This window comes from Duganella sp. Root336D2, from assembly GCF_001425005.1.
In the GTDB taxonomy this organism is placed as follows: Bacteria; Pseudomonadota; Gammaproteobacteria; order Burkholderiales; family Burkholderiaceae_D; genus Rugamonas.
This window is the reverse complement of the sequence record NZ_LMDB01000012.1, coordinates 1,010,687-1,029,695: the sequence shown is the minus strand read 5'-3', so window position 1 is coordinate 1,029,695 and position 19,009 is coordinate 1,010,687. Positions and strand designations below refer to the sequence as shown.

General features: G+C 61.4%; 17 protein-coding genes. 6 read left to right on the top strand and 11 right to left on the bottom strand.

Annotated elements, in window-relative coordinates; genetic code table 11:
* Window positions 1-6: 6 nt before the first annotated feature.
* From sdhA to ASD07_RS14845, 4 genes are all read right to left on the bottom strand, one after another.
* A complete protein-coding gene (gene sdhA / locus ASD07_RS14860) occupies window positions 7-1,785 on the bottom strand; it encodes a succinate dehydrogenase flavoprotein subunit (RefSeq protein ID WP_055931463.1) in 1,779 nt (592 codons plus the stop codon).
* A 3-nt stretch (window positions 1,786-1,788) separates the two neighbouring features.
* The gene (sdhD, locus tag ASD07_RS14855) at window positions 1,789-2,154 is read right to left on the bottom strand and encodes a succinate dehydrogenase, hydrophobic membrane anchor protein (RefSeq protein ID WP_055931459.1); all 366 of its coding nucleotides are present in this window, start codon (window positions 2,152-2,154) and stop codon (window positions 1,789-1,791) included.
* Entirely contained in the window at window positions 2,155-2,577 is a 423-nt protein-coding gene (gene sdhC, locus ASD07_RS14850) for a succinate dehydrogenase, cytochrome b556 subunit (RefSeq protein ID WP_055931456.1), read from the bottom strand.
* A 127-nt stretch (window positions 2,578-2,704) separates the two neighbouring features.
* Window positions 2,705-3,481, bottom strand: coding sequence for a GntR family transcriptional regulator (locus ASD07_RS14845; protein ID WP_055931453.1), 777 nt, complete (start codon window positions 3,479-3,481; stop codon window positions 2,705-2,707).
* A gap of 174 nt (window positions 3,482-3,655) precedes the next feature.
* Between ASD07_RS14845 and ASD07_RS14840 the strand changes: the two genes are divergently transcribed.
* The 5 genes from ASD07_RS14840 (at window position 3,656) to ASD07_RS14820 (ending at window position 10,279) form a co-directional block, all read left to right on the top strand.
* Window positions 3,656-4,645, top strand: a complete 990-nt coding sequence (locus ASD07_RS14840; protein ID WP_055931451.1) for a malate dehydrogenase — start codon at window positions 3,656-3,658, stop codon at window positions 4,643-4,645.
* A gap of 93 nt (window positions 4,646-4,738) precedes the next feature.
* A complete protein-coding gene (locus ASD07_RS14835) occupies window positions 4,739-5,740 on the top strand; it encodes a CoA ester lyase (protein WP_055931449.1) in 1,002 nt (333 codons plus the stop codon).
* Entirely contained in the window at window positions 5,740-6,141 is a 402-nt protein-coding gene (locus ASD07_RS14830) for a hypothetical protein (protein ID WP_055931447.1), read from the top strand. The genes ASD07_RS14835 and ASD07_RS14830 overlap by 1 nt, the downstream gene beginning before the upstream one ends.
* Before the next feature lie 16 nt (window positions 6,142-6,157).
* Entirely contained in the window at window positions 6,158-8,866 is a 2,709-nt protein-coding gene (gene acnA, locus ASD07_RS14825) for an aconitate hydratase AcnA (protein ID WP_055931445.1), read from the top strand.
* 144 nt (window positions 8,867-9,010) lie between these two features.
* Entirely contained in the window at window positions 9,011-10,279 is a 1,269-nt protein-coding gene (locus tag ASD07_RS14820) for a DUF2863 family protein (RefSeq protein WP_055931443.1), read from the top strand.
* A gap of 180 nt (window positions 10,280-10,459) precedes the next feature.
* Here the strand turns inward: ASD07_RS14820 and ASD07_RS14815 are convergent, their stop codons facing one another.
* The 5 genes from ASD07_RS14815 to ASD07_RS14795 form a co-directional block, all read right to left on the bottom strand.
* Window positions 10,460-10,930, bottom strand: coding sequence for a CYTH domain-containing protein (locus ASD07_RS14815; protein ID WP_055931440.1), 471 nt, complete (start codon window positions 10,928-10,930; stop codon window positions 10,460-10,462).
* A gap of 4 nt (window positions 10,931-10,934) precedes the next feature.
* Complete coding sequence (locus ASD07_RS14810) at window positions 10,935-12,059, bottom strand: M14-type cytosolic carboxypeptidase (protein ID WP_055931436.1); 1,125 nt, start codon at window positions 12,057-12,059, stop codon at window positions 10,935-10,937.
* A gap of 119 nt (window positions 12,060-12,178) precedes the next feature.
* Window positions 12,179-13,642 (bottom strand): catalase, encoded by a 1,464-nt coding sequence (locus ASD07_RS14805; RefSeq protein ID WP_055931433.1) that lies wholly within the window; start codon window positions 13,640-13,642, stop codon window positions 12,179-12,181.
* 87 nt (window positions 13,643-13,729) lie between these two features.
* Window positions 13,730-14,791, bottom strand: coding sequence for a patatin-like phospholipase family protein (locus ASD07_RS14800; protein WP_055931431.1), 1,062 nt, complete (start codon window positions 14,789-14,791; stop codon window positions 13,730-13,732).
* An 8-nt stretch (window positions 14,792-14,799) separates the two neighbouring features.
* The gene (locus ASD07_RS14795) at window positions 14,800-15,543 is read right to left on the bottom strand and encodes a transporter (protein ID WP_055931429.1); all 744 of its coding nucleotides are present in this window, start codon (window positions 15,541-15,543) and stop codon (window positions 14,800-14,802) included.
* A gap of 62 nt (window positions 15,544-15,605) precedes the next feature.
* Between ASD07_RS14795 and ASD07_RS14790 the strand changes: the two genes are divergently transcribed.
* Window positions 15,606-15,959, top strand: coding sequence for a VOC family protein (locus ASD07_RS14790; RefSeq protein ID WP_055931426.1), 354 nt, complete (start codon window positions 15,606-15,608; stop codon window positions 15,957-15,959).
* On the opposite strand, the gene ASD07_RS14785 is transcribed toward ASD07_RS14790, so the two are convergent.
* Together ASD07_RS14785 and ASD07_RS14780 are read right to left on the bottom strand one after the other, a co-directional pair.
* On the bottom strand, window positions 15,956-16,693 hold the full coding sequence (locus ASD07_RS14785; RefSeq protein ID WP_055931423.1) for a metallophosphoesterase: 738 nt from the start codon (window positions 16,691-16,693) through the stop codon (window positions 15,956-15,958). The two genes, ASD07_RS14790 and ASD07_RS14785, sit on opposite strands and share 4 nt — an antisense overlap.
* Before the next feature lie 11 nt (window positions 16,694-16,704).
* Window positions 16,705-18,912, bottom strand: coding sequence for a LamG-like jellyroll fold domain-containing protein (locus ASD07_RS14780; protein WP_082507323.1), 2,208 nt, complete (start codon window positions 18,910-18,912; stop codon window positions 16,705-16,707).
* Window positions 18,913-19,009 lie beyond the last annotated feature (97 nt).

Genomic DNA, 19,009 nt, shown 5'->3' with positions numbered 1-19,009 from the left:
CCTTGCTTAGAAAGTACGTGCTTTTGGCTTGAAGGTTTCGACCGTCAGCGGCTTGGTGACGACTGCCTTGTATTCCAGGCGGTTGCCTTCGGAGAACCACAGCGTGTGCTTCATCCAGTTTTCGTCGTCGCGTTTCGGGTGGTCGTCCTGGGCGTGGGCGCCGCGGGATTCCTTACGCGCATTGGCCGATACGATGGTCGCTTTTGCAGTTTCGATCAGGTTGTCCAGTTCCAGCGCTTCCACGCGGGCGGTGTTGAACACCTTGGACTTGTCGTTGTACGAAACGTGCTTGCGACGCTCGTCCAGCTTCAGGATTTCTTCTACGCCTTTGGCCAGCATGTCGTCGGTACGGAACACGCCGCAGTACTTCTGCATGGTGGCGCGGATGTCGTTGGCGACGTCTTGCACGCGCTCGCCACCGGTAGCGGTTTCCAGGTGGTTCAGGCGGTTCATTGCGAAGTCGGCTGCGTCCTTCGGCAAAGGCTTGTTTTCCTTCTGCTTCAGGTTCTGTGCCACCACGTGGTTGCCGGCTGCGCGGCCGAACACCACCAGGTCCAGCAGGGAGTTGGTGCCCAGGCGGTTTGCACCGTGCACGGAGACGCAGGCGCATTCGCCGATGGCGTACAGGCCGTTCACGATCTTCTGGCTGCCGTCGCCGTTAGGCACGACTACCTGGCCGTGGATATTGGTCGGGATGCCGCCCATCTGGTAGTGGATGGTCGGAACGACCGGGATCGGTTCCTTGGTCGCGTCGACGTTGGCGAACTTGTGGCCGATTTCCAGGATCGACGGCAGGCGCTTCTGGATGGTTTCGGAGCCGATGTGGCGCAGGTCCAGCAGAACGTGGTCTTTATTAGGACCGCAGCCGCGGCCTTCCTTGATTTCCTGGTCCATGGAGCGGGACACGAAGTCGCGTGGCGCCAGGTCTTTCAGGGTCGGAGCGTAGCGCTCCATGAAGCGTTCGCCGTTCGAGTTGATCAGGATGCCGCCTTCGCCGCGCACGCCTTCGGTGATCAGCACGCCCGCGCCGGCCACGCCGGTCGGGTGGAACTGCCAGAATTCCATGTCTTGCAGCGGCAGGCCGGCACGTGCCGCCATGCCCATGCCGTCACCGGTGTTGATGAAGGCGTTGGTCGATGCTGCGAAGATGCGGCCTGCGCCGCCGGTTGCGAAGATGGTGGTCTTGGCTTCCAGGATCATGCATTCGCCGGTTTCCATTTCCAGGGCAACCACGCCAACCACGTCGCCGTCGGCATCGCGCACCAGGTCCAGGGCCATCCACTCAACGAAGAAGTGGGTGCGGGCGCGCACGTTGCGCTGGTACAGTGTGTGCAGCAGTGCGTGGCCGGTACGGTCGGCCGCGGCGCAGGCGCGCTGCACTGGCTTCTCGCCCAGGTTCGCGGTGTGGCCGCCGAACGGACGCTGGTAAATGGTGCCGTCCGGGTTGCGGTCGAAAGGCATGCCGAAGTGTTCCAGCTCGTAGACGACTTTCGGTGCTTCGCGGCACATGAATTCAATCGCATCCTGGTCGCCGAGGTAGTCGCCACCCTTGACGGTGTCGAACATGTGCCAGTACCAGTTGTCTTCCGACATATTGCCCAGCGAGGCGCCGATGCCGCCCTGCGCTGCCACGGTGTGGGAGCGGGTCGGGAACACCTTGGACAGCACGGCTACATTCAGGCCGGCTTCCGCCAGTTGCAGGGAGGCGCGCATGCCGGAACCGCCGGCGCCAACGATCACCGCGTCAAAACGACGGGTTGGGATTGCAGATTTAATAGCTGCCACGATTTACACACTCCACAGAATTTGCAGCGACCAGGCGGCGCAGGCGACCAGCCAGCCAATGGTAGCGATTTGCAGGAACAGGCGCAGGCCGACCGGCTTGATGTAGTCCATCCAGATGTCACGGATGCCGACCCAGGCGTGATAGAACAGGGCCAGCAGGGTCACGGCGCTGAACAGCTTGAACCACTGCTTGGCGAACAGTTCCGCCCAACCTTCGTACGACGGGGTCGACGAGGTGAAGATCATGAAGAACAGGACGGCGGTGTACACCACCATCAGCACGGCGGTCACGCGCTGGACCAGCCAATCCTTGACGCCGTAGTGGGCGCCGACAACCAGGCGTTTTGGGCCGATGTTATTGTTAGCCATTTAGAACACTCCAAACAATTTCAGGGCGACCAGCGCGGTCACGATGACAGTGATCACGACCACCACGGTGGCGGACTTGCGCGCGGAATCCTTGTCCAGGCCGACGTGGGTATCCATGACCAGGTGGCGTACGCCGGCGCAGAAGTGCTGGGCGTAGCCCCAGACCAGGGCCAGCATGACCAGCTTCGCGATCGGGTGGGAGGCGATGAGCATGAAGTTGGCGAAGGTGTACTCGGAGCGCAGCGACTCCTGCAGCAGGTACAGCACGAACGGCAACAGCAGGAACATCAGGGCGCCGCTGATGCGGTGCAGGATGGAGACGATGCCAGCCATCGGCAGTCGGTAGTTCATCAGATCCGTAACGTGGATGTTACGGAATTCTGGCCGCTCTTTTTTTGGGGTTTCCCGCACGGCTTCAGTCATATACAACCTCCCTATGCTTTATTACAAATGATTTGCCAAACTTGGCGAAGCTACGATTTTCGCCGATTTTTGCACTTACGACCAATATGTATTGTTACATATCACCAAAATATTATTGCAGCGCACCTTAACTGAGATCATTTTGATAATGATGCCGTTCCGTCAGGTACAGGCCGCGGCGCAATTCGACCGGTTTATCGCCATAAGTGAAGGACACGCGTTCGGCGCACAGCAGCGGCATGCCTGCCGCAACTTTGAGCAGCGCGGCATCGCCCTCCTCGGCACACACAGCCCGGATCTTTTCTTGTGCACGGATCATGCGAGTGCCGAATTCGGACTCGAACAGGCCGTACATCGGGCCTTTGTATTCATTCAGGCGCTCTGCCGTCAGGCCTTTGAAGATCACGCCGGGCAGCCACAGCTCTTCGACGATGGTTGGCACGTTGTCGAAACTTTGCACGCGCTTGATGTAGACCACGGCGTCGCCCGATTTCAGGTCGAGCAGGCGCGCCACTTCGGCGGGCGCACGCAGGCGCTTGACTTCAATAAACCGGGATTCGGGGTAATGCGGCACACCTTCGTCCGGCACCAGGCGCAGGAAACGGAAGTGCGCGCGCGCCTCATGGTGGGTGGACACGAACGTCCCCTTGCCCTGGCGGCGCATCACCAGGTTTTCCGCCGCCAGCTCATCGATCGCCTTGCGCACCGTGCCCTGGCTGACCTTGAAGCGGTTGGCTAATTCGACTTCGCTGGGGATCATCTCGCCCGGCTTCCATTCGCCGGACTGCAGGCTCTGGGTAATCAGGCCTTTGATCTGCTGGTACAGGGGAGAGAATGTGGGGGACGGAGCGCCGGCCGCGCCTAAGGCGTCAGAAGTGGTCTGGTTGGGCGTGACGGGATTCATAGCCCGCTATTCCACCACATCCAACCCCTCACGTCCAGAAAAATCCTATAACTTATATGTCTTATATAAGACATAAGATAGGATTGACAGCCAGTCGACAGGCGCCTACACTCGCCCGAATTGTCGTATCATTACGAGCTTACACCGTTTTCACGTCCACTTTGGAGATTCACCATGGCTAAAACCCCAATGCGTGTTGCCGTTACCGGCGCCGCCGGCCAGATCGGCTATTCCCTGCTGTTCCGTATCGCCAACGGCGACATGCTGGGCAAAGACCAGCCAGTCATCCTGCAACTGCTGGAAATCCCTGACGAGAAGGCCCAGAAAGCGCTGAAAGGCGTGATGATGGAAATCGACGACTGCGCGTTCCCCCTGGTTGCCGGCATGAGCGCCCACTCAGACCCGATGACCGCCTTCAAGGACGCCGACGTGGCCCTGCTGGTTGGCGCCCGTCCTCGCGGCCCAGGCATGGAGCGTAAAGACCTGCTGGAAGCCAATGCGCAGATCTTCACCGTGCAAGGCAAGGCGCTGGACGCCGTCGCTTCGCGCAACATCAAGGTTCTGGTGGTGGGCAACCCAGCCAACACCAACGCCTACATCGCCATGAAGTCCGCTCCATCGCTGCCAGCGAAGAACTTCACCGCCATGCTGCGCCTGGACCACAACCGCGCCCTGTCCCAGATCGCCACCAAGACCGGCAAGGCCGTCAAGGACATCGAAAAGATGTGCGTATGGGGCAACCACTCGCCAACCATGTACGCCGACTACCGCTTCGCCACCATCGACGGCGCATCGGTCAAGGACATGATCAACGACCAGGAATGGAACGCCAACACCTTCCTGCCAACCGTGGGCAAGCGCGGCGCAGCGATCATCGAAGCACGCGGCCTGTCCTCGGCAGCTTCGGCAGCTTCGGCAGCAATCGACCACGTGCGCGACTGGGTCCTGGGCACCAACGGCAAGTGGACCACCATGGGCATCCCATCCGACGGCTCCTACGGCATCCCTGAAGGCACCATGTTCGGCTTCCCGGTGATCTGCGAAAACGGCGAATATAAGATTGTCCAGGGCCTGGACATCGACGCCTTCTCGCAAGAGCGCATCAACATCACGCTGAAGGAACTGACCGAAGAGCGTGAAGGCGTGAAGCACCTGCTGCCATAATCGTCTCTTACAGTGGAACCGGTTAAACCACCGCTCCGCCGTACCCGCCGCGCTGCCGATGGCAGCGCGGCTGTTGTTTCATCTAACGCACCAATGCATCCATCCGAGGTTTTATTCCAGGGCACACGCCAGCCGCTGCTGCTCCCTGCCTGCGACCACTACGCCGGCAGTGAAAAGCTGATGCGCAAATCCATGGCCCTGCAACAAGAGCTTGGTCCCCTGTTCGACATCACCTTCGATTGCGAGGACGGCGCCGCCGCCGGCAACGAAGAATCCCACGCCAAGCTGGTCGCCCTGCTGCTGCTGGACGAAGCCAATGCCTTCAACCGCATCGGCGCCCGCGTGCACGACGTCAACAGCGCGTTCTTCGAGCGCGACGTCGAAATCATCTGTACCGAAGCAGGCCACAAGCTGGCCTATATCGTGATTCCCAAGCCGGAAAGCGTGCAGGAAGTCGCGCGCGCTATCGAACTGGTGAACAAGCATGCCGCCAGGTCCGGCCGCACATCGCCGGTGCCGGTGCACGTGCTGATCGAGACCCACGGCGCGCTGCGCGACGTGCACGATATCGCCGCCCTGCCCCAGGTGGAATGCCTGTCCTTCGGCATCATGGACTTCGTCTCGGCCCACTACGGGGCCGTGCCGGGCAGCGCGATGCGCACGCCGGGCCAGTTCACCCACCCGCTGGTGGTGCGCGCCAAGCTGGAAATCGCCGCCGCCTGCCACGCGCACGGCAAGGTGCCGTCGCATAACGTCACCACTGAAATCAAGGACTCCGCCGTGGTGGCGACCGACGCCCAGCGCGCAGCTGCGGAATTCGGCTTCACGCGCATGTGGAGCATCCACCCGAGTCAGATAAAACCTGTCATAAAAGCATTTACGCCGCGTGCATCCGAGGTAAACGAGGCCGCAACCATCCTGCATGAGGCAGAGAAGGTACAGTGGGGCCCGATTAACCAGCATGGTCGCTTGCATGACCGCGCGAGCTATCGCTATTATTGGACGGTTCTGCAGCGAGCCAAGCTCGCAGGCCTGCCGCTGCCGGACTCCGTTGCCGCCCTAGTCGGGGTGGCCGAATCAAAAGGAACCCAATAATGTCGTTTATGAAACTGATCACCGCCTGCGCCATGGCCCTCGCCATCGCCGCCCCATCCGCACATGCAGCCCCTAAAAAAGCCGCCAAACCCGCCGCCACCCAAGGCGAGTCGGAATCGAGCGTGAGCGGGCGCACGGCGACCAATTACGCCTGCGAGCTGGGCAACAAGATCACCATTTACAGCAGCGCCGACGACGGCAACAGCATCGTCATGCGCTGGAAGAACCGCCTGCACCGCCTGACTCGCGAAGCCACCTCCACCGGTGCGCAACGCTTCGAGAACAAGATTGCAGGCCTGATCTGGATCGGCATCCCTGCCAAGGGCATGCTGCTGGATTCCAAGGTGAACCGCCAACTGGCGAACGAATGCAAGACATCTGATCAAGCGCTCGGACTTTAATCAATAAGGAGAGGACATGTCCCGCAACACACTGAATACGCTTAAGGATTTCCCGATCGGGGCAAAGAAGGGTAAGTTCTACTCCCTGCCAGCCCTGGAAAAGGAACTGGGCGCCAAGATTTCCCGCCTGCCGGTATCGATTCGCGTCGTACTGGAATCCGTTCTGCGTAACTGCGACGGTAAGAAAGTGACCGAAGAGCACGTCAAGCAGTTGGCTAACTGGGGCGCCACCGCTGCCCGCACCGACGAAATCCCATTCGTCGTAGCCCGCGTTGTGCTGCAGGACTTCACCGGCGTTCCGCTGCTGGCCGACCTGGCTGCCATGCGCAACGTCGCCTCCAAGATGGGCGTCAACCCTAAGAAGATCGAACCGCTGGTGCCGGTGGACCTGGTGGTTGACCACTCGGTCACCATCGACCACTTCCGCGAGCCGAAGGCCCTGGACCTGAACATGAAGCTGGAGTTCTCGCGCAACAACGAGCGCTACCAGTTCATGAAGTGGGGCATGCAAGCCTTCGACACCTTCGGCGTGGTTCCTCCAGGCTTCGGTATCGTCCACCAGGTGAACCTGGAATACCTGGCACGCGGCGTGCACAACGGCTCCGGCGTGTACTACCCTGACTCGCTGGTAGGCACCGACTCCCACACCACCATGATCAACGGTATCGGCGTAGTGGGCTGGGGCGTGGGCGGCATCGAGGCGGAAGCCGGCATGCTGGGCCAGCCGGTGTACTTCCTGACCCCGGACGTGATCGGCGTCAACCTGACCGGCGCGCTGCGCGAAGGCTGCACCGCGACCGACCTGGTGCTGACCATCACCGAAATGCTGCGTAAAGAAAAAGTCGTGGGCAAGTTCGTCGAATTCTTCGGCGAAGGCACCGAGTCCCTGTCCGTGACCGACCGCGCAACCATCGCCAACATGGCGCCTGAATACGGCGCGACCATGGGCTTCTTCCCGGTCGACGACGCCACCATCGAATATTTCGAAGGCACCGGCCGCACCAAGGAAGAAATCGCTGCATTCCAGGCCTACTTCAAGGCACAGGGCATGTACGGCGTGCCGAAGAAAGGCGACATCGACTTCACCCGCGAACTGCACCTGGACCTGTCCACCGTTGCACCGTCGCTGGCCGGTCCTAAGCGTCCGCAAGACCGTATCGAAATCGGCAACGTCAAGTCCACCTTCACCGAACTGTTCTCGAAGCCAACCACCGAGAACGGCTTCAACAAGAAGGCCGACGAACTGACCAAGACCTACACCACCAGCAATGGCGTGAACGTGAAGAACGGCGACGTCCTGATCGCTGCCATCACCTCCTGCACCAACACCTCGAACCCGAGCGTGCTGCTGGCAGCCGGCCTGCTGGCAAAGAAAGCTGTGGAAGCCGGCCTGACCGTGGCTCCGCACATCAAGTCGTCGCTGGCTCCTGGCTCGCGCGTTGTGACCGAGTACCTGACCGCTGCCGGCCTGCTGCCATACCTGGAAAAACTGGGCTTCGGCGTGACCGCTTACGGCTGCACCACCTGCATCGGCAACGCTGGCGACCTGACCCCGGAACTGAACGCCACCATCACCGGCAACGACATCGTCGCTGCTGCGGTGCTGTCCGGCAACCGTAACTTTGAAGCGCGTATTCACCCGAACATCCGCTCCAACTTCCTGGCATCGCCACCGCTGGTCGTCGCTTACGCGATCGCCGGCAACGTGACCCGCGACCTGATGACCGAACCAGTCGGCCAGGGCAAGGATGGCAAGGACGTGTACCTGGGCGACATCTGGCCGACCTCGAAAGAGATCGCCGCCCTGATGAAGTTCGCGATGAACTCCAAAGTGTTCAAGTCCAACTACGCCGACGTCAAAGGCAACCCGGGCAAGCTGTGGGAAGCCGTATCGTCGACCGAAGGCCAAGTGTACAACTGGCCTGACTCGACCTACATCGCAGAACCTCCATTCTTCGATGGCTTCGCGATGACCCCGAAAGCTGCCGAAACCGGCATCAAGGGCGCGCGCGCACTGGGCGTGTTCGGTGACTCCATCACCACCGACCACATCTCGCCAGCAGGCTCGATCAAGGAAGACGGCCCGGCAGGCAAATGGCTGAAGGAAAACGGCGTGATGAAGGCCGACTTCAACTCCTACGGCTCGCGCCGCGGCAACCACGAGATCATGATGCGCGGCACCTTTGCCAACGTGCGTATCAAGAACAAGATGATCCCGGCCAAGGCCGACGGTTCCGCTGTTGAAGGCGGCATCACCATCCACCAGCCATCGGGCGAACAACTGTCGATCTACGACGCGGCAATGCGCTACGTTGAAGAAGGCACCCCGACCATGATCTTCGGCGGCGAAGAATACGGTACCGGCTCCTCCCGTGACTGGGCGGCCAAAGGCACCCAGCTGCTGGGCGTGAAGGCTGTGATCTGCCGTTCCTTCGAGCGTATCCACCGTTCCAACCTGGTGGGCATGGGCGTGCTGCCGCTGCAATTCATCGGCAACGACTCCGTTGAATCGCTGGGCATCACCGGCAAGGGCGAAACCTACGACCTGAAGGGCCTGGAAGGCGAAATCAAGCCTCAACAGCAAGCCACCCTGGTGATCCACCGCGCCGACGGCTCGAGCAAGGAAGTGCAAGTACTGCTGCGCATCGACACCCCGATCGAAGTGGACTACTACAAGCACGGCGGTATCCTGCCATTCGTGCTGCGCCAGCTGCTGGCTGCCTAAAAAATGGGGACGTACCCCATTTTTTAAGCAACTAACGCCACCTTCGGGTGGCGTTTTTTATTGTCCTGTTCATTTGCCGCCAACTCTTGCCGAATCCACTACAATAAGGGTACCAAGGTTTCCTTTTTCATTAAGAAAAGCGCTATGCGTCGCCCATCCAAAGATTCAACCCACAAATTATCTGCCGACAGCCAGCGCCTTATCTCCCTCGCCCAAGCCCTGGGCCAGGCCGCCAGCCGCATTGAAGAGCGTAACTGGGAGCGGGCGCTGGATGTCCAACTGCACAAATTGCTGCGCACAGGACACCAGGATACTGTCGACTCGGCCCTGAACTCGCTGTTCAGCCTGGACCTGCCTGCCTACGACATCCTGATGGACAGCGTGGAAGCGGTCAGCGAATCCGACACCATCGTGGTGGAAGTCGACGGCGAATCGCGCGAGTACGACATCCTGCTGGTGGCAGCACCGGTGCTGGCCTGGACGCGCTTCTCGATTGCCTCGGGCCAGATCCCGTCCGACATCCTGAACACCCTGTCGGCGCACTTCTCCGCCCACCTGCTGGCCGATGGCACGCATATGGCGATGTCGTCCACCCTGTATTCGATCGACCAGCTGCCGCGCACCCATGCCGAAGCCTATTCGAAGGTGCACAAGCTGGCGCAAGCTGCGCTCAAAGGCCAGGCCGTCAAATCCGACAGCAAGGTGGTGGAAACCGCGCCCTTCCTGGCCGATACCCGCTACCTGATGGTAGCCGTGGTGGCGCCGCACAATGGCCCCTTGTTCCGCTGGCAGGAGCCCGCCCATCACGCCGCCCAGGCCGAAGCTCGGCGCGATGCGCTGGCAGCATGGACCACGCAAGCCACGCCGACCGTGGCGCGCCTGTTGCCGGGTTGCGGCGTCGAACTGCTGCTGCCGGAAGCCTATTACACCGGCTGCCGCGAAGCCGACAAGCTGATCCGTCCGGTCTCGATCCGCGCCGCCGTGCATTACCTGACGCATTCGCTGGATTGCGAGCCGTCCGACCTGCGTGCGGTGATTGCCGGCTTCGGCGATGAATCCGCGCCGGATGGCCAGGTGGATGAATACCGCGTCGCCTTCACGCGTCGTTCCGACAGCGACGTGATGTACGGCGTGGTGTGGCCGCTGTACGGCCAGGAGGACGAGGAAGGCACGCCGGCCGAAGGCTTGTCCGGCACCACGCTGGCCGAACTGCTCAAGCCGCGCACACCGGTCGAGGAGATCGTCGAGCACCTGAACGCCGCCGGCGTATCGCAGGTGAAGAAGCTGGGCGAAAAGTATGTCGCCGAATACTGCGACGACTGCGGCGCGCCCCTCTTCGCCGATCCATCAGGCGAGCTGGTCCACGCCGAAATGCCGGAAGACTCCGCCACCGGCACCGAGCACTTCCACTAAGACAAAAAAGCCCGCGATCAACGCGGGCTTTTTTAATCCGGTGCCAGGTCTGTCATTTGGACAGCTAGCGCTATCGTTTGATCTTTCTCAATACGCAAAATGCGTCTTAATTGCGTATTGAGGAAGATCAAGCAAATCGACTGGATGTCCGAATGACAGACCTGGCACCGAATTCCCGTTTCATCGCTTCCAAGTGGAGTACGGCTGCTTGATCAGGTTTGAATTAAAGTAGCGCAAATCGTGGGTGACTTCTTCGCCAGCCCAGTCCGGCTTGTCAAATAAAGCATCCTCAGCCGGCAATTCAATTTCCGCGACAACGAGGCCCGCATTCTCGCCGAGGAACTCGTCCACTTCCCATACGAAGCCGCCGACAGGAATACGGCGGCGGTACTTCTCGATCAGCGGCCGCTCGCACAGCCGGTCCAGCAGTTCAGCGGCGTCGGCAATGGGCACGGGATACTCCCACTCCCCGCGCGCCGCGCCCACGCTCTTGCTCTTGATGGTCAAGACCGCCCGCTCACCCTCGATGCGCACACGCACCGTGCGCTCGGCATGCGAGGACAGGTAGCCCTGGCGCAGCAGCACCGGCTCGCCTTGCGTGCGCCAGCCGTCACCGGCGACCAGGAACTTGCGTTCGATCTCGATCCCCATCTGCTTACTCGTCCAGCGACAGCAGGATAGGCTGCAGGATTGCCGCACCCAGCGCCGCGCTACGCGCACCGTTCCAGCCGACGGCAGGAACCGGCAGGTCCGCGTTATCCTTGAACGGCATTTCCAGCGTCAGCGACAGCACCTGGAAGTGGTGGCCGATGTATTTGGACGCCAGGGTCAGCATGTCTTCCTTGTACTTGGAAGGCGCATAGCCAACCGCATCCTGGAAGTCCGGCGTGGCGTTCTTGTAGCGGTCGATGAAGTTCTTCTGGCGCGCCATCTGCTCCGGCGTGAAGTTCTCCAGCATTTCATTACCGGCCACGAAGTTGTAAGGCAGCGCCTCATCGCCGTGGATGTCGAAGAACATATCGACGCCGGTTTCGTGGATCTTCTGTTTCACGCACAGCACTTCAGGCGAACGCTCCAGCGAAGGCGTCATCCATTCGCGGTTCAGGTTTGCGCCTGCCGCGTTGGTGCGCAGGTTGCCGCGGGTCGAGCCGTCCGGATTCATGTTTGGCACGATGTAGAAGCAGCAGCGCTGCAGCAGCTTGCGTGCGATCGGGTTGGCGTCGTCCAGCAGGGAATCGATCAGGCCTTCGGTGAACCATTCGGCCATCGATTCGCCTGGGTGCTGGCGGGCGATGAACCAGATTTTCTTTTCAGCTTCCGGCTCGCCAATGACGACCAGGTTCATGTCGCGGCCATCGACGGTGGAGCCGATATCCAACACGCGCGCGATCGGGTTCTCGGCCACTTCGCCCAACAGGCGCAGGTGGCGCTCCCACGAGTACGGCTCGAAGTAAGCGTAGTACACGCTGTCGTTATGCGGCGTGTGTTTGATGGTCATTACATGGCCATCGAAAGAGGTCGGGACGCGGAACCAGTTTTCGCCATCGTAGCTGGCGGCAGCGTTGTAGTCTTCGAAGCCTTTGGCGTAGGTTGCATCGCCGGCGTTCAGGAACTTCATCGTCACCGCTTCGCCACGTGCGCCCTGCAGGCGGAAGTGGAACCACTGGTGGATGTCGGCGGCGTTGTCCTTGCGAAGTTTCAGTTCGATGTTCGCGGCATTGTCGGCGCGGACTACTTCGATGGCGCCAGAGTCGAAATTCTGGCTGATTTTGATGGTCATTACTGTCCCGTTCAGAGGCTTGGGTTGATCGGAAACGATATTGTACACACCCAAACCGGTAATCCGGTGCCAGACCCTTACGGCCTGACACCGGATACGCGACTGCCGCAGGCCGGTTTTCAGTCGACGTTGCGGCCCCGTGCCTTCAACGCCGCCCGCACGCCCGCGCCATAGCCCGCATCGGCCTTATCAAAATGCCCCAACTGGCGCTGGATAATCTCATCACTCACCTGGCTCAGCGGCCCGGCAATATTGTCAAACAGGTTCAGCTTCTCCTGCTCAGGCAGCAAGCGGAACAGGTTCCCCGCCTGGGTGTAGTCATCTTCCTTGCCCCGCCCATCGTAGCGCCCTGCCCCGCCGCCCAATGCCAGCTCCGGCTCGCCATGCCCCATCCCCTGTGGATTGGAACCCGCCGCCTCGGTCGCCGCATAATTCTGCTCCGCACCGCCAAAGCCCGCAGCCATGGCGCCATCGCGCTGCTGGTTATGGAAAGGACAGCGCGGCGCATTCACCGGCAAGTGCTGGTGATTAGTACCCACACGGTACAGCTGCGCATCGTGGTAAGCGAACAAACGCGCCTGCAGCATCTTGTCCGGGGAATAGCCCAGGCCAGGCACCACGTTGGCAGGCGACAGCGCCGCCTGCTCCACTTCCGCGTGATAGTTGACCGGATTGCGGTTCAGTTCCAGCACGCCGACAGGAATCAGCGGGAAGTCCGCATGCGGCCACACCTTGGTCAGGTCGAACGGGTTCCACCCGGTGCGCTGCTCCCATGCCGCCAATTGCTGCTCGCTCGCCACCTGCACCTTCACCTCCCATTGCGGGAAGTCGCCGGAAGCGATGGCGCTGAACAGGTCGCGCTGCGCATGGTCCGGATCAGAGCCGGCCAGGCGCGTCGCATCCGCCGCGCTCAGGTTCTTGATGCCCTGCCTGGTCTTGAGGTGCCACTTCACATACACGCGTTCGCCGGCAGCGTTAATCAGGCTGAAGGTATGGCTGCCGAAACCGTCCATATGGCGGTAGCCGTCCGGCGTGCCGCGATCGCTGAACAGCATGGTGACCTGGTGCAGGGACTCCGGCGTCCTGCTCCAGAAATCGAACATCATGGTCGGCGATTTCAGGTTGGTCTGCGGGTCGCGCTTCTGGGTGTGGATGAAGTCCGGGAACTTGATGCCGTCCTTGATGAAGAACATCGGAGTGTTATTGCCGACCAGGTCCCAGTTGCCTTCCTCGGTGTAGAAACGAACCGCGAAGCCGCGCGGATCGCGCTCGGTATCGGCGCTGCCACGTTCGCCGCCAACCGTGGAAAAACGGACGAAGGTTTCGGTCTGCTTGCCGATGGCCGCAAACAGCTTGGCTTTGGTGTATCTGCTGATGTCGTGGGTGACGGTGAAGGTGCCGTAGGCGCCGGAGCCTTTGGCGTGCACCACGCGCTCTGGAATGCGCTCGCGGTTGAAATGCTGGAGCTTTTCAATCAGGTGGAAGTCCTGCAGCAGGACGGGCCCACGCGGGCCGGCAGTCAGGGAGTTCTGGTTATCGACGACTGGAATGCCGGATGCGGTGGTGATAGGGGTCTGGCTCATTTACTGGCTCCTTCATGTGATCGGTGAAAATCATTCTAAAGAGACACGGTCGATTAATAAATTTGATTAAATCTATGAAATCGATAGCTAAAATTGCTCGTGAATGGCGATCCCCTCGAAAGTGTCCGCTGCCGCGGCCCACGGCTTTGCCATGAACGCCCGCTGCGCATCCGCGTAGCCGGCCTGCCAGCGCTGGCTGATGCCGGCGCTCGAAAAGTCGATATCTTTGGTATGGTCTTCGCAGCTCAAGTGCGGCGCCTTCAGCAGCACCACGTGCATCGAAGTGCCGCAGCCCCACAGCGCCAGCACGCGTACTTCCGGCGTGGCGCGCACGTCCTCTGGAAGCTTCATCGCCAGTTCGCGAATCACGCGCCGCAGGCGGTGCAGCTTGCGCTGCTGCTCAATATGGCTGGCGCGGCTGGCATACTGGATTTCCTTGTGCTTCTCCAGCACATCCAGCACGCTTTGCGGCTCGCTGCCGTCCGGGTTCCACACCTGAACCGAGAAAATCACCGAATCGCGCCGCGGTTCGTCATCCAGCACCGCCTCGATCGGCGTATTGGAATAGATGCCGCCATCCCAATACGGTTCGCTGCCGATGCGCACCGCGGGAAAAGCCGGCGGAATCGCGCCGGACGCGATCACATGCGACAGTTCCAGCGCTTCCTTGCGCGTGTCGAAGTAGCGCATCACACCATTGCGGGCATTCACCGCGCCTACGGTCAGGCGCGTGTGGCGCTCGTTCAGGTAGGCCAGGTCCACTAGCCCTTCGAGGGTATTGCGCAGCGCATTGGTACGGTAGAACGAGGCGTTCTCCACGCCCAGCGGCGCGGCGGGGTTCCACCAGGCGAGCGGGTTGGGATCGAAGAATGCCGGAATGCCTTGCGCCAGCGTGAGCGCGTTGGCAAACGCCGGCGGCAGGCTGCCGAAAATATCGTGGCGTTCCATGGCCTCCCAGAAGGCGCGCAGGCGAGGCAAACGCTGCTCGGGCGGATTACCTGCGATGATGGCGCCATTCAGGGCACCGATCGAGGTGCCGATCACCCAGTCCGGTTCCACGCCGGCTTCGTGCATGGCCTGGTAAACGCCCAGCTGGTAGGCGCCCAGCGCACCGCCGCCCTGCAGCACCAGCACTACCTGCCCTGGCATGCTCTTCTTCACAGGCGCACCGAAAGGCCAACGGTGAAAGCCAGGTCCGGCGTGCGGCGGTTCAGGCCGAGCATGACGCCTGCATCGACGTGCAGGTCGCGCGTGAACGAATAGCCGCCGCCGAAGTCGAAGCTGGCCGTGGTGCCGCCGTCGCGCGCACGCGAGATGCGCGGCGCCGCCACTTCGACGAAGGTGTAGGCGCGCTCGCCCAGGTTTTTCGCCAGCGTAATGCCGAATTGTCCAGTGGAGACATGGCGTCCGCGTTCATCGCGATCGAGGTAGTAGCCGGGCATGACGCCCAGCTCCAGGTCGTGCGGCAGTTCCCATTCGAGCGGGACGCGGAAGGAAGGCCGGGTTCCGTTGCCTTTGAATTCGCGCGATCCCGTTGCGAAATCCGACTGCATGATCAAGCCGACCGACGGAGTCCCGCCCTCCCCTTCGCGCACCTGCCATTTGAAGCTCACGGCGGCATCGCCCCAGCCACGCGTGCGCGCCGGGTCGCCGCGGTCAGTCAGGCGGCCGTCGGATTCCAGACGCAGCTCAAGATCATCGGTTACGCCGATGCGCAGCAACGTGGGCGTGCTGCGCGCCTCTTTGGATTGCAGCACACCCGTCTCCAACTGTATGCGCCCCTTGCCCACCACTTCGGGGGCATCCACAAAATCGGGACGATCGGTGGTGATCCAGCTATCGGGTTCCGCCGCCGCACAGCACAAAGGCAGCGCAAGCACACACAGTACACGTTTCGGCATTTCGCTCTCCAAAGCAATTCCGGCTTAGGATAGGAATATGCCATTAATACCGGAGATCAACAATGAAGCTTAACCATATTGATTTGCCCGTCACAGAACTCGAAGCGGCTACCGATTATTTCGAGCGCGGTTTTGGCTTTGAACGGATGCGGGCCCCGGCTGAAGGCATGGCGATCTTGCGTGGCGAAGACGGCTTCGCCCTGGTCCTGCAAGAGGCAAAGCAGGTGCATTACCCGGCCGGTTTTCACATCGGCTTCCTGCAGGCTTCCGACGCAGCCGTGCACGCGGGCTATCAGCGGCTGGCCGATGCAGGACTTCCCTTACCGCCTGCCCCGGCGGTGAGCTACGGCTGCCTGTCTTTCTGGTGCCAGGCTCCCGGCGGCATCCTGATTGAAGTCAGCCACCGCCCCGGTTAGCCCATTCGCCCGGTGCGCAGGGCGAACGCCCACTCAGGACGACCGTGGCGCTGCGCCACTTCCGCCGCGGCATGCCAGTCGTAGGCAACGGCATACTGCTCGAGCGCCCAGCCGCTGGCCGTGCGCTCGACAATCGCGTAGCGTGCGTGCGGCGAGCCGTTTTCCGCTTTGTGCGGATACGGCAGATCATCGCCATACGCCTGCAAGCCGACACTGCCGGGATTGACGATCAGCCGGCCATCGTCCAGCAATACCGAACGCGGTACGTGGGTATGTCCGCACAGGATCAGGGATGCCTGTGCATCGCCTGCCCGCTCCAGCACTTCGCCGTAGCTGGCAGTGCGCTGGCCTTCGGGATCCACGGACTCCATCCAGTACACCAGGTCCGAGCCCGGTGTACCGTGCACCATCAGCACATCGTCGTGCAAGCGCATGGCCCCGGGCAGCGACGCGATCCATGCGCGATGCGCCGGCCCGATGTGCTCGTGCGCCCACAGGTCCGAAGCTCCCATGCGCGCCGGATCATGCTCCAGCACCTGGCGTTCGTGATTGCCGCGAATGGTCGGCAACCCAAGCGCCATCAAGCGTTCGGCAGTTTCGGCCGGCAGCAGAGGGCCGGACAGGATATCGCCCAGGTTGACCGTCACTTCAACATTGCGCCTGGCGATGTCGGCCAATACCGCATCCAAAGCCCACAGGTTCCCATGGATATCCGACATCACCGCAATGCGCATCGCTTAAACTCCTAGGTGGCCAAGGCAGCGACTTCCGCCGCGCTGAGGGCACCATTATAGATCCGGAAATCGTCGATCTTCCCGTTGAAGTAAGGATCGGAGGAATACTGCGAACGGCCGATCCAGTTTTGCGTCGTGCTGCGCATGCGGAACGGTGCATGGGTCATCTGGGTATTGGTGGCAACCGCACTGCCGTTCACATACAAGGTGCCGGTGCTGCCGGACAGCGTCACCGCCACATGCACCCATTGGCCCGATGGCAGCGGCGCCGAAGTCAGCGCCTGGTCACCCCAGCCGTTGGTAAGGCTGATGGCGAAGCGCAGGCCGGCGCCCGCCGCTTGCGGCGTCAGGAACATGTTATGCGTGGTACCCGAGCCAAAGTCGAAAATGCGCGCCCAGTTACGGCCGCCGTCCCAGAACACCCAGGCAGCGATGCTGAAGTCGGCCACCCCATCCATCAATTTGGCCGGCAGCGCCACATAGTCGTCAACGCCATCGAGCAGGACCGCATTGCCTTGCTTGCCCGCGGTCCACTGGGCTCCGTTCATCAGCATTCCATGGCGGGCATTGCCGCTGGTATCCGCGGCCGTCGTGCCCTGTGTCTCGCTGAACTGGAGCAAGGTATGCGGCGCAACCGCCGTGACAACGCGCGCTTCGTTGGAAGCTTCACTATTGCCGGACGGCGTCTGCGCAGTAATCGCGTAGTAATAAGTGTTGGGCGCCATGCCACTGTCGGTGTAGGTAAGCAAACCGCTGATGCCGCTGGCAACAGTAGTGTATGGGCCGCCAGCGGCCGTCGAGCGCAAGACTGTGTAGCTGCTGGCCTTTGCGGTTCCCCACCAGGACAGCTCGACCTTCCCTCCCACCAGGCGTGCCGTCAGCCCGCTCGGCGCCACGTTCGAAGCGAGCGGGTCGCGGCTGAACGTAAGCGTTCCCAAGCCAAGCTGGTCGCCGGCGCCGCCATCGCCTTCTGCGCGCATCCTGGCTGCCATCTGCGCGCAGAACGGCGCTGCCAGCCCAAGCCGGTTGACGTAGTGGTGATTGATCATTTCCCAGACCGGCCGGAAATGCGGCAAAGCGCCTGGCGAGATGGCAGTACCCGTGCCCTGCCTGTTAATGTAGGTATCGAATGGCATCGAGGTGTAGTACGGAACACCGCTGGCATCCGACAAATTGGACTTGGCCACATACTCGGCACCCGCAAGGAAACGGTTATTGTCGTAGCCGTAGAAATCATCGCCCTGGTTCCAGGCCATTTCGCAAAATGCGCCAGCGAGGCCGATGCCGAGCGTGCAGTGCCCCTGGTCGCGCGAACTCTCCTGCCATTGCCCCAGATAGCCCGGATGGATAAAAGGCACAGTCTGGCTTGAGGCGCCGTTGCCGCGGCCAGTCAGGTAATAAGACACCGCCTCGCCGTACACGTCCTCCCGGTCGCATAGCACGCCGATGGCCAGCATGCAGGCCAGGTTGCACAGGTCCCAGTTGGCCCAAAAATTGGTGATCTCGGAGCCGTTATGCGTTGTCAGGAACTGATGGTTCAGGGGATAGAACACGGTCAGCATCATGTTCTGGAAACGCGCAAAGTCCGCAGCGGCCCACCCGGAATATGTCCGCATGATTTCAGCTGCATTGGCGAATTGGTAGCCGTAAATACCGGCGGCCAGGAAACGGTCGGAATTGCCGGTGACTGTCGTCAGCGTGGACGACCAGGCGTTCAGGAACTCCACCGCCTTGTCGGCATAAGCAGTGTCGCCAGTCACCTTCCAGCGCAACGCCAGTTGGTAGCTGCGCGCCACGTCGATAAATAACTGGCCGAAATTGCTGCCATCGCCGCCACGGATCACGGTCTGCAAGGGGCGCGGACTGGTATCCAGGTTCGAGCGTCCCGTGCGCAGCAGCGCGTTCCAGCCATCCAGCCACGGTTGCGCGCCTGCCGAGACCTTGGCGCGCATGCGCGAGAAATCCGCTTCAGTATGCAGCAGGCCGGGATGCACAAAGGTGCGCCCCGCCGTCGTCGGTGCAGGTACGGCCGGTTGCGCGGGCTGCCCGGTTTGCGGACCCGACGATCCTGCTGCACCGGACGCGCCCGGCTCACCGCTACCGCTACCGCTACCGCCACCGCAACCCGTGAGATGAAATGAGCTGACAGCCACCAGGCTCAGCGAGCCGGCGCAAAAGGTCCTGCGGGGAAGGGAAATAGCTTGGTCTTGCTTGGACATTGTCACCTTTCGAACGACGCGCGGACGGGACGCCGCGCGCACTCGATGGTAACTTACCTCAAGGCAACATTTCTATGAATACATTGATGAAATTTTG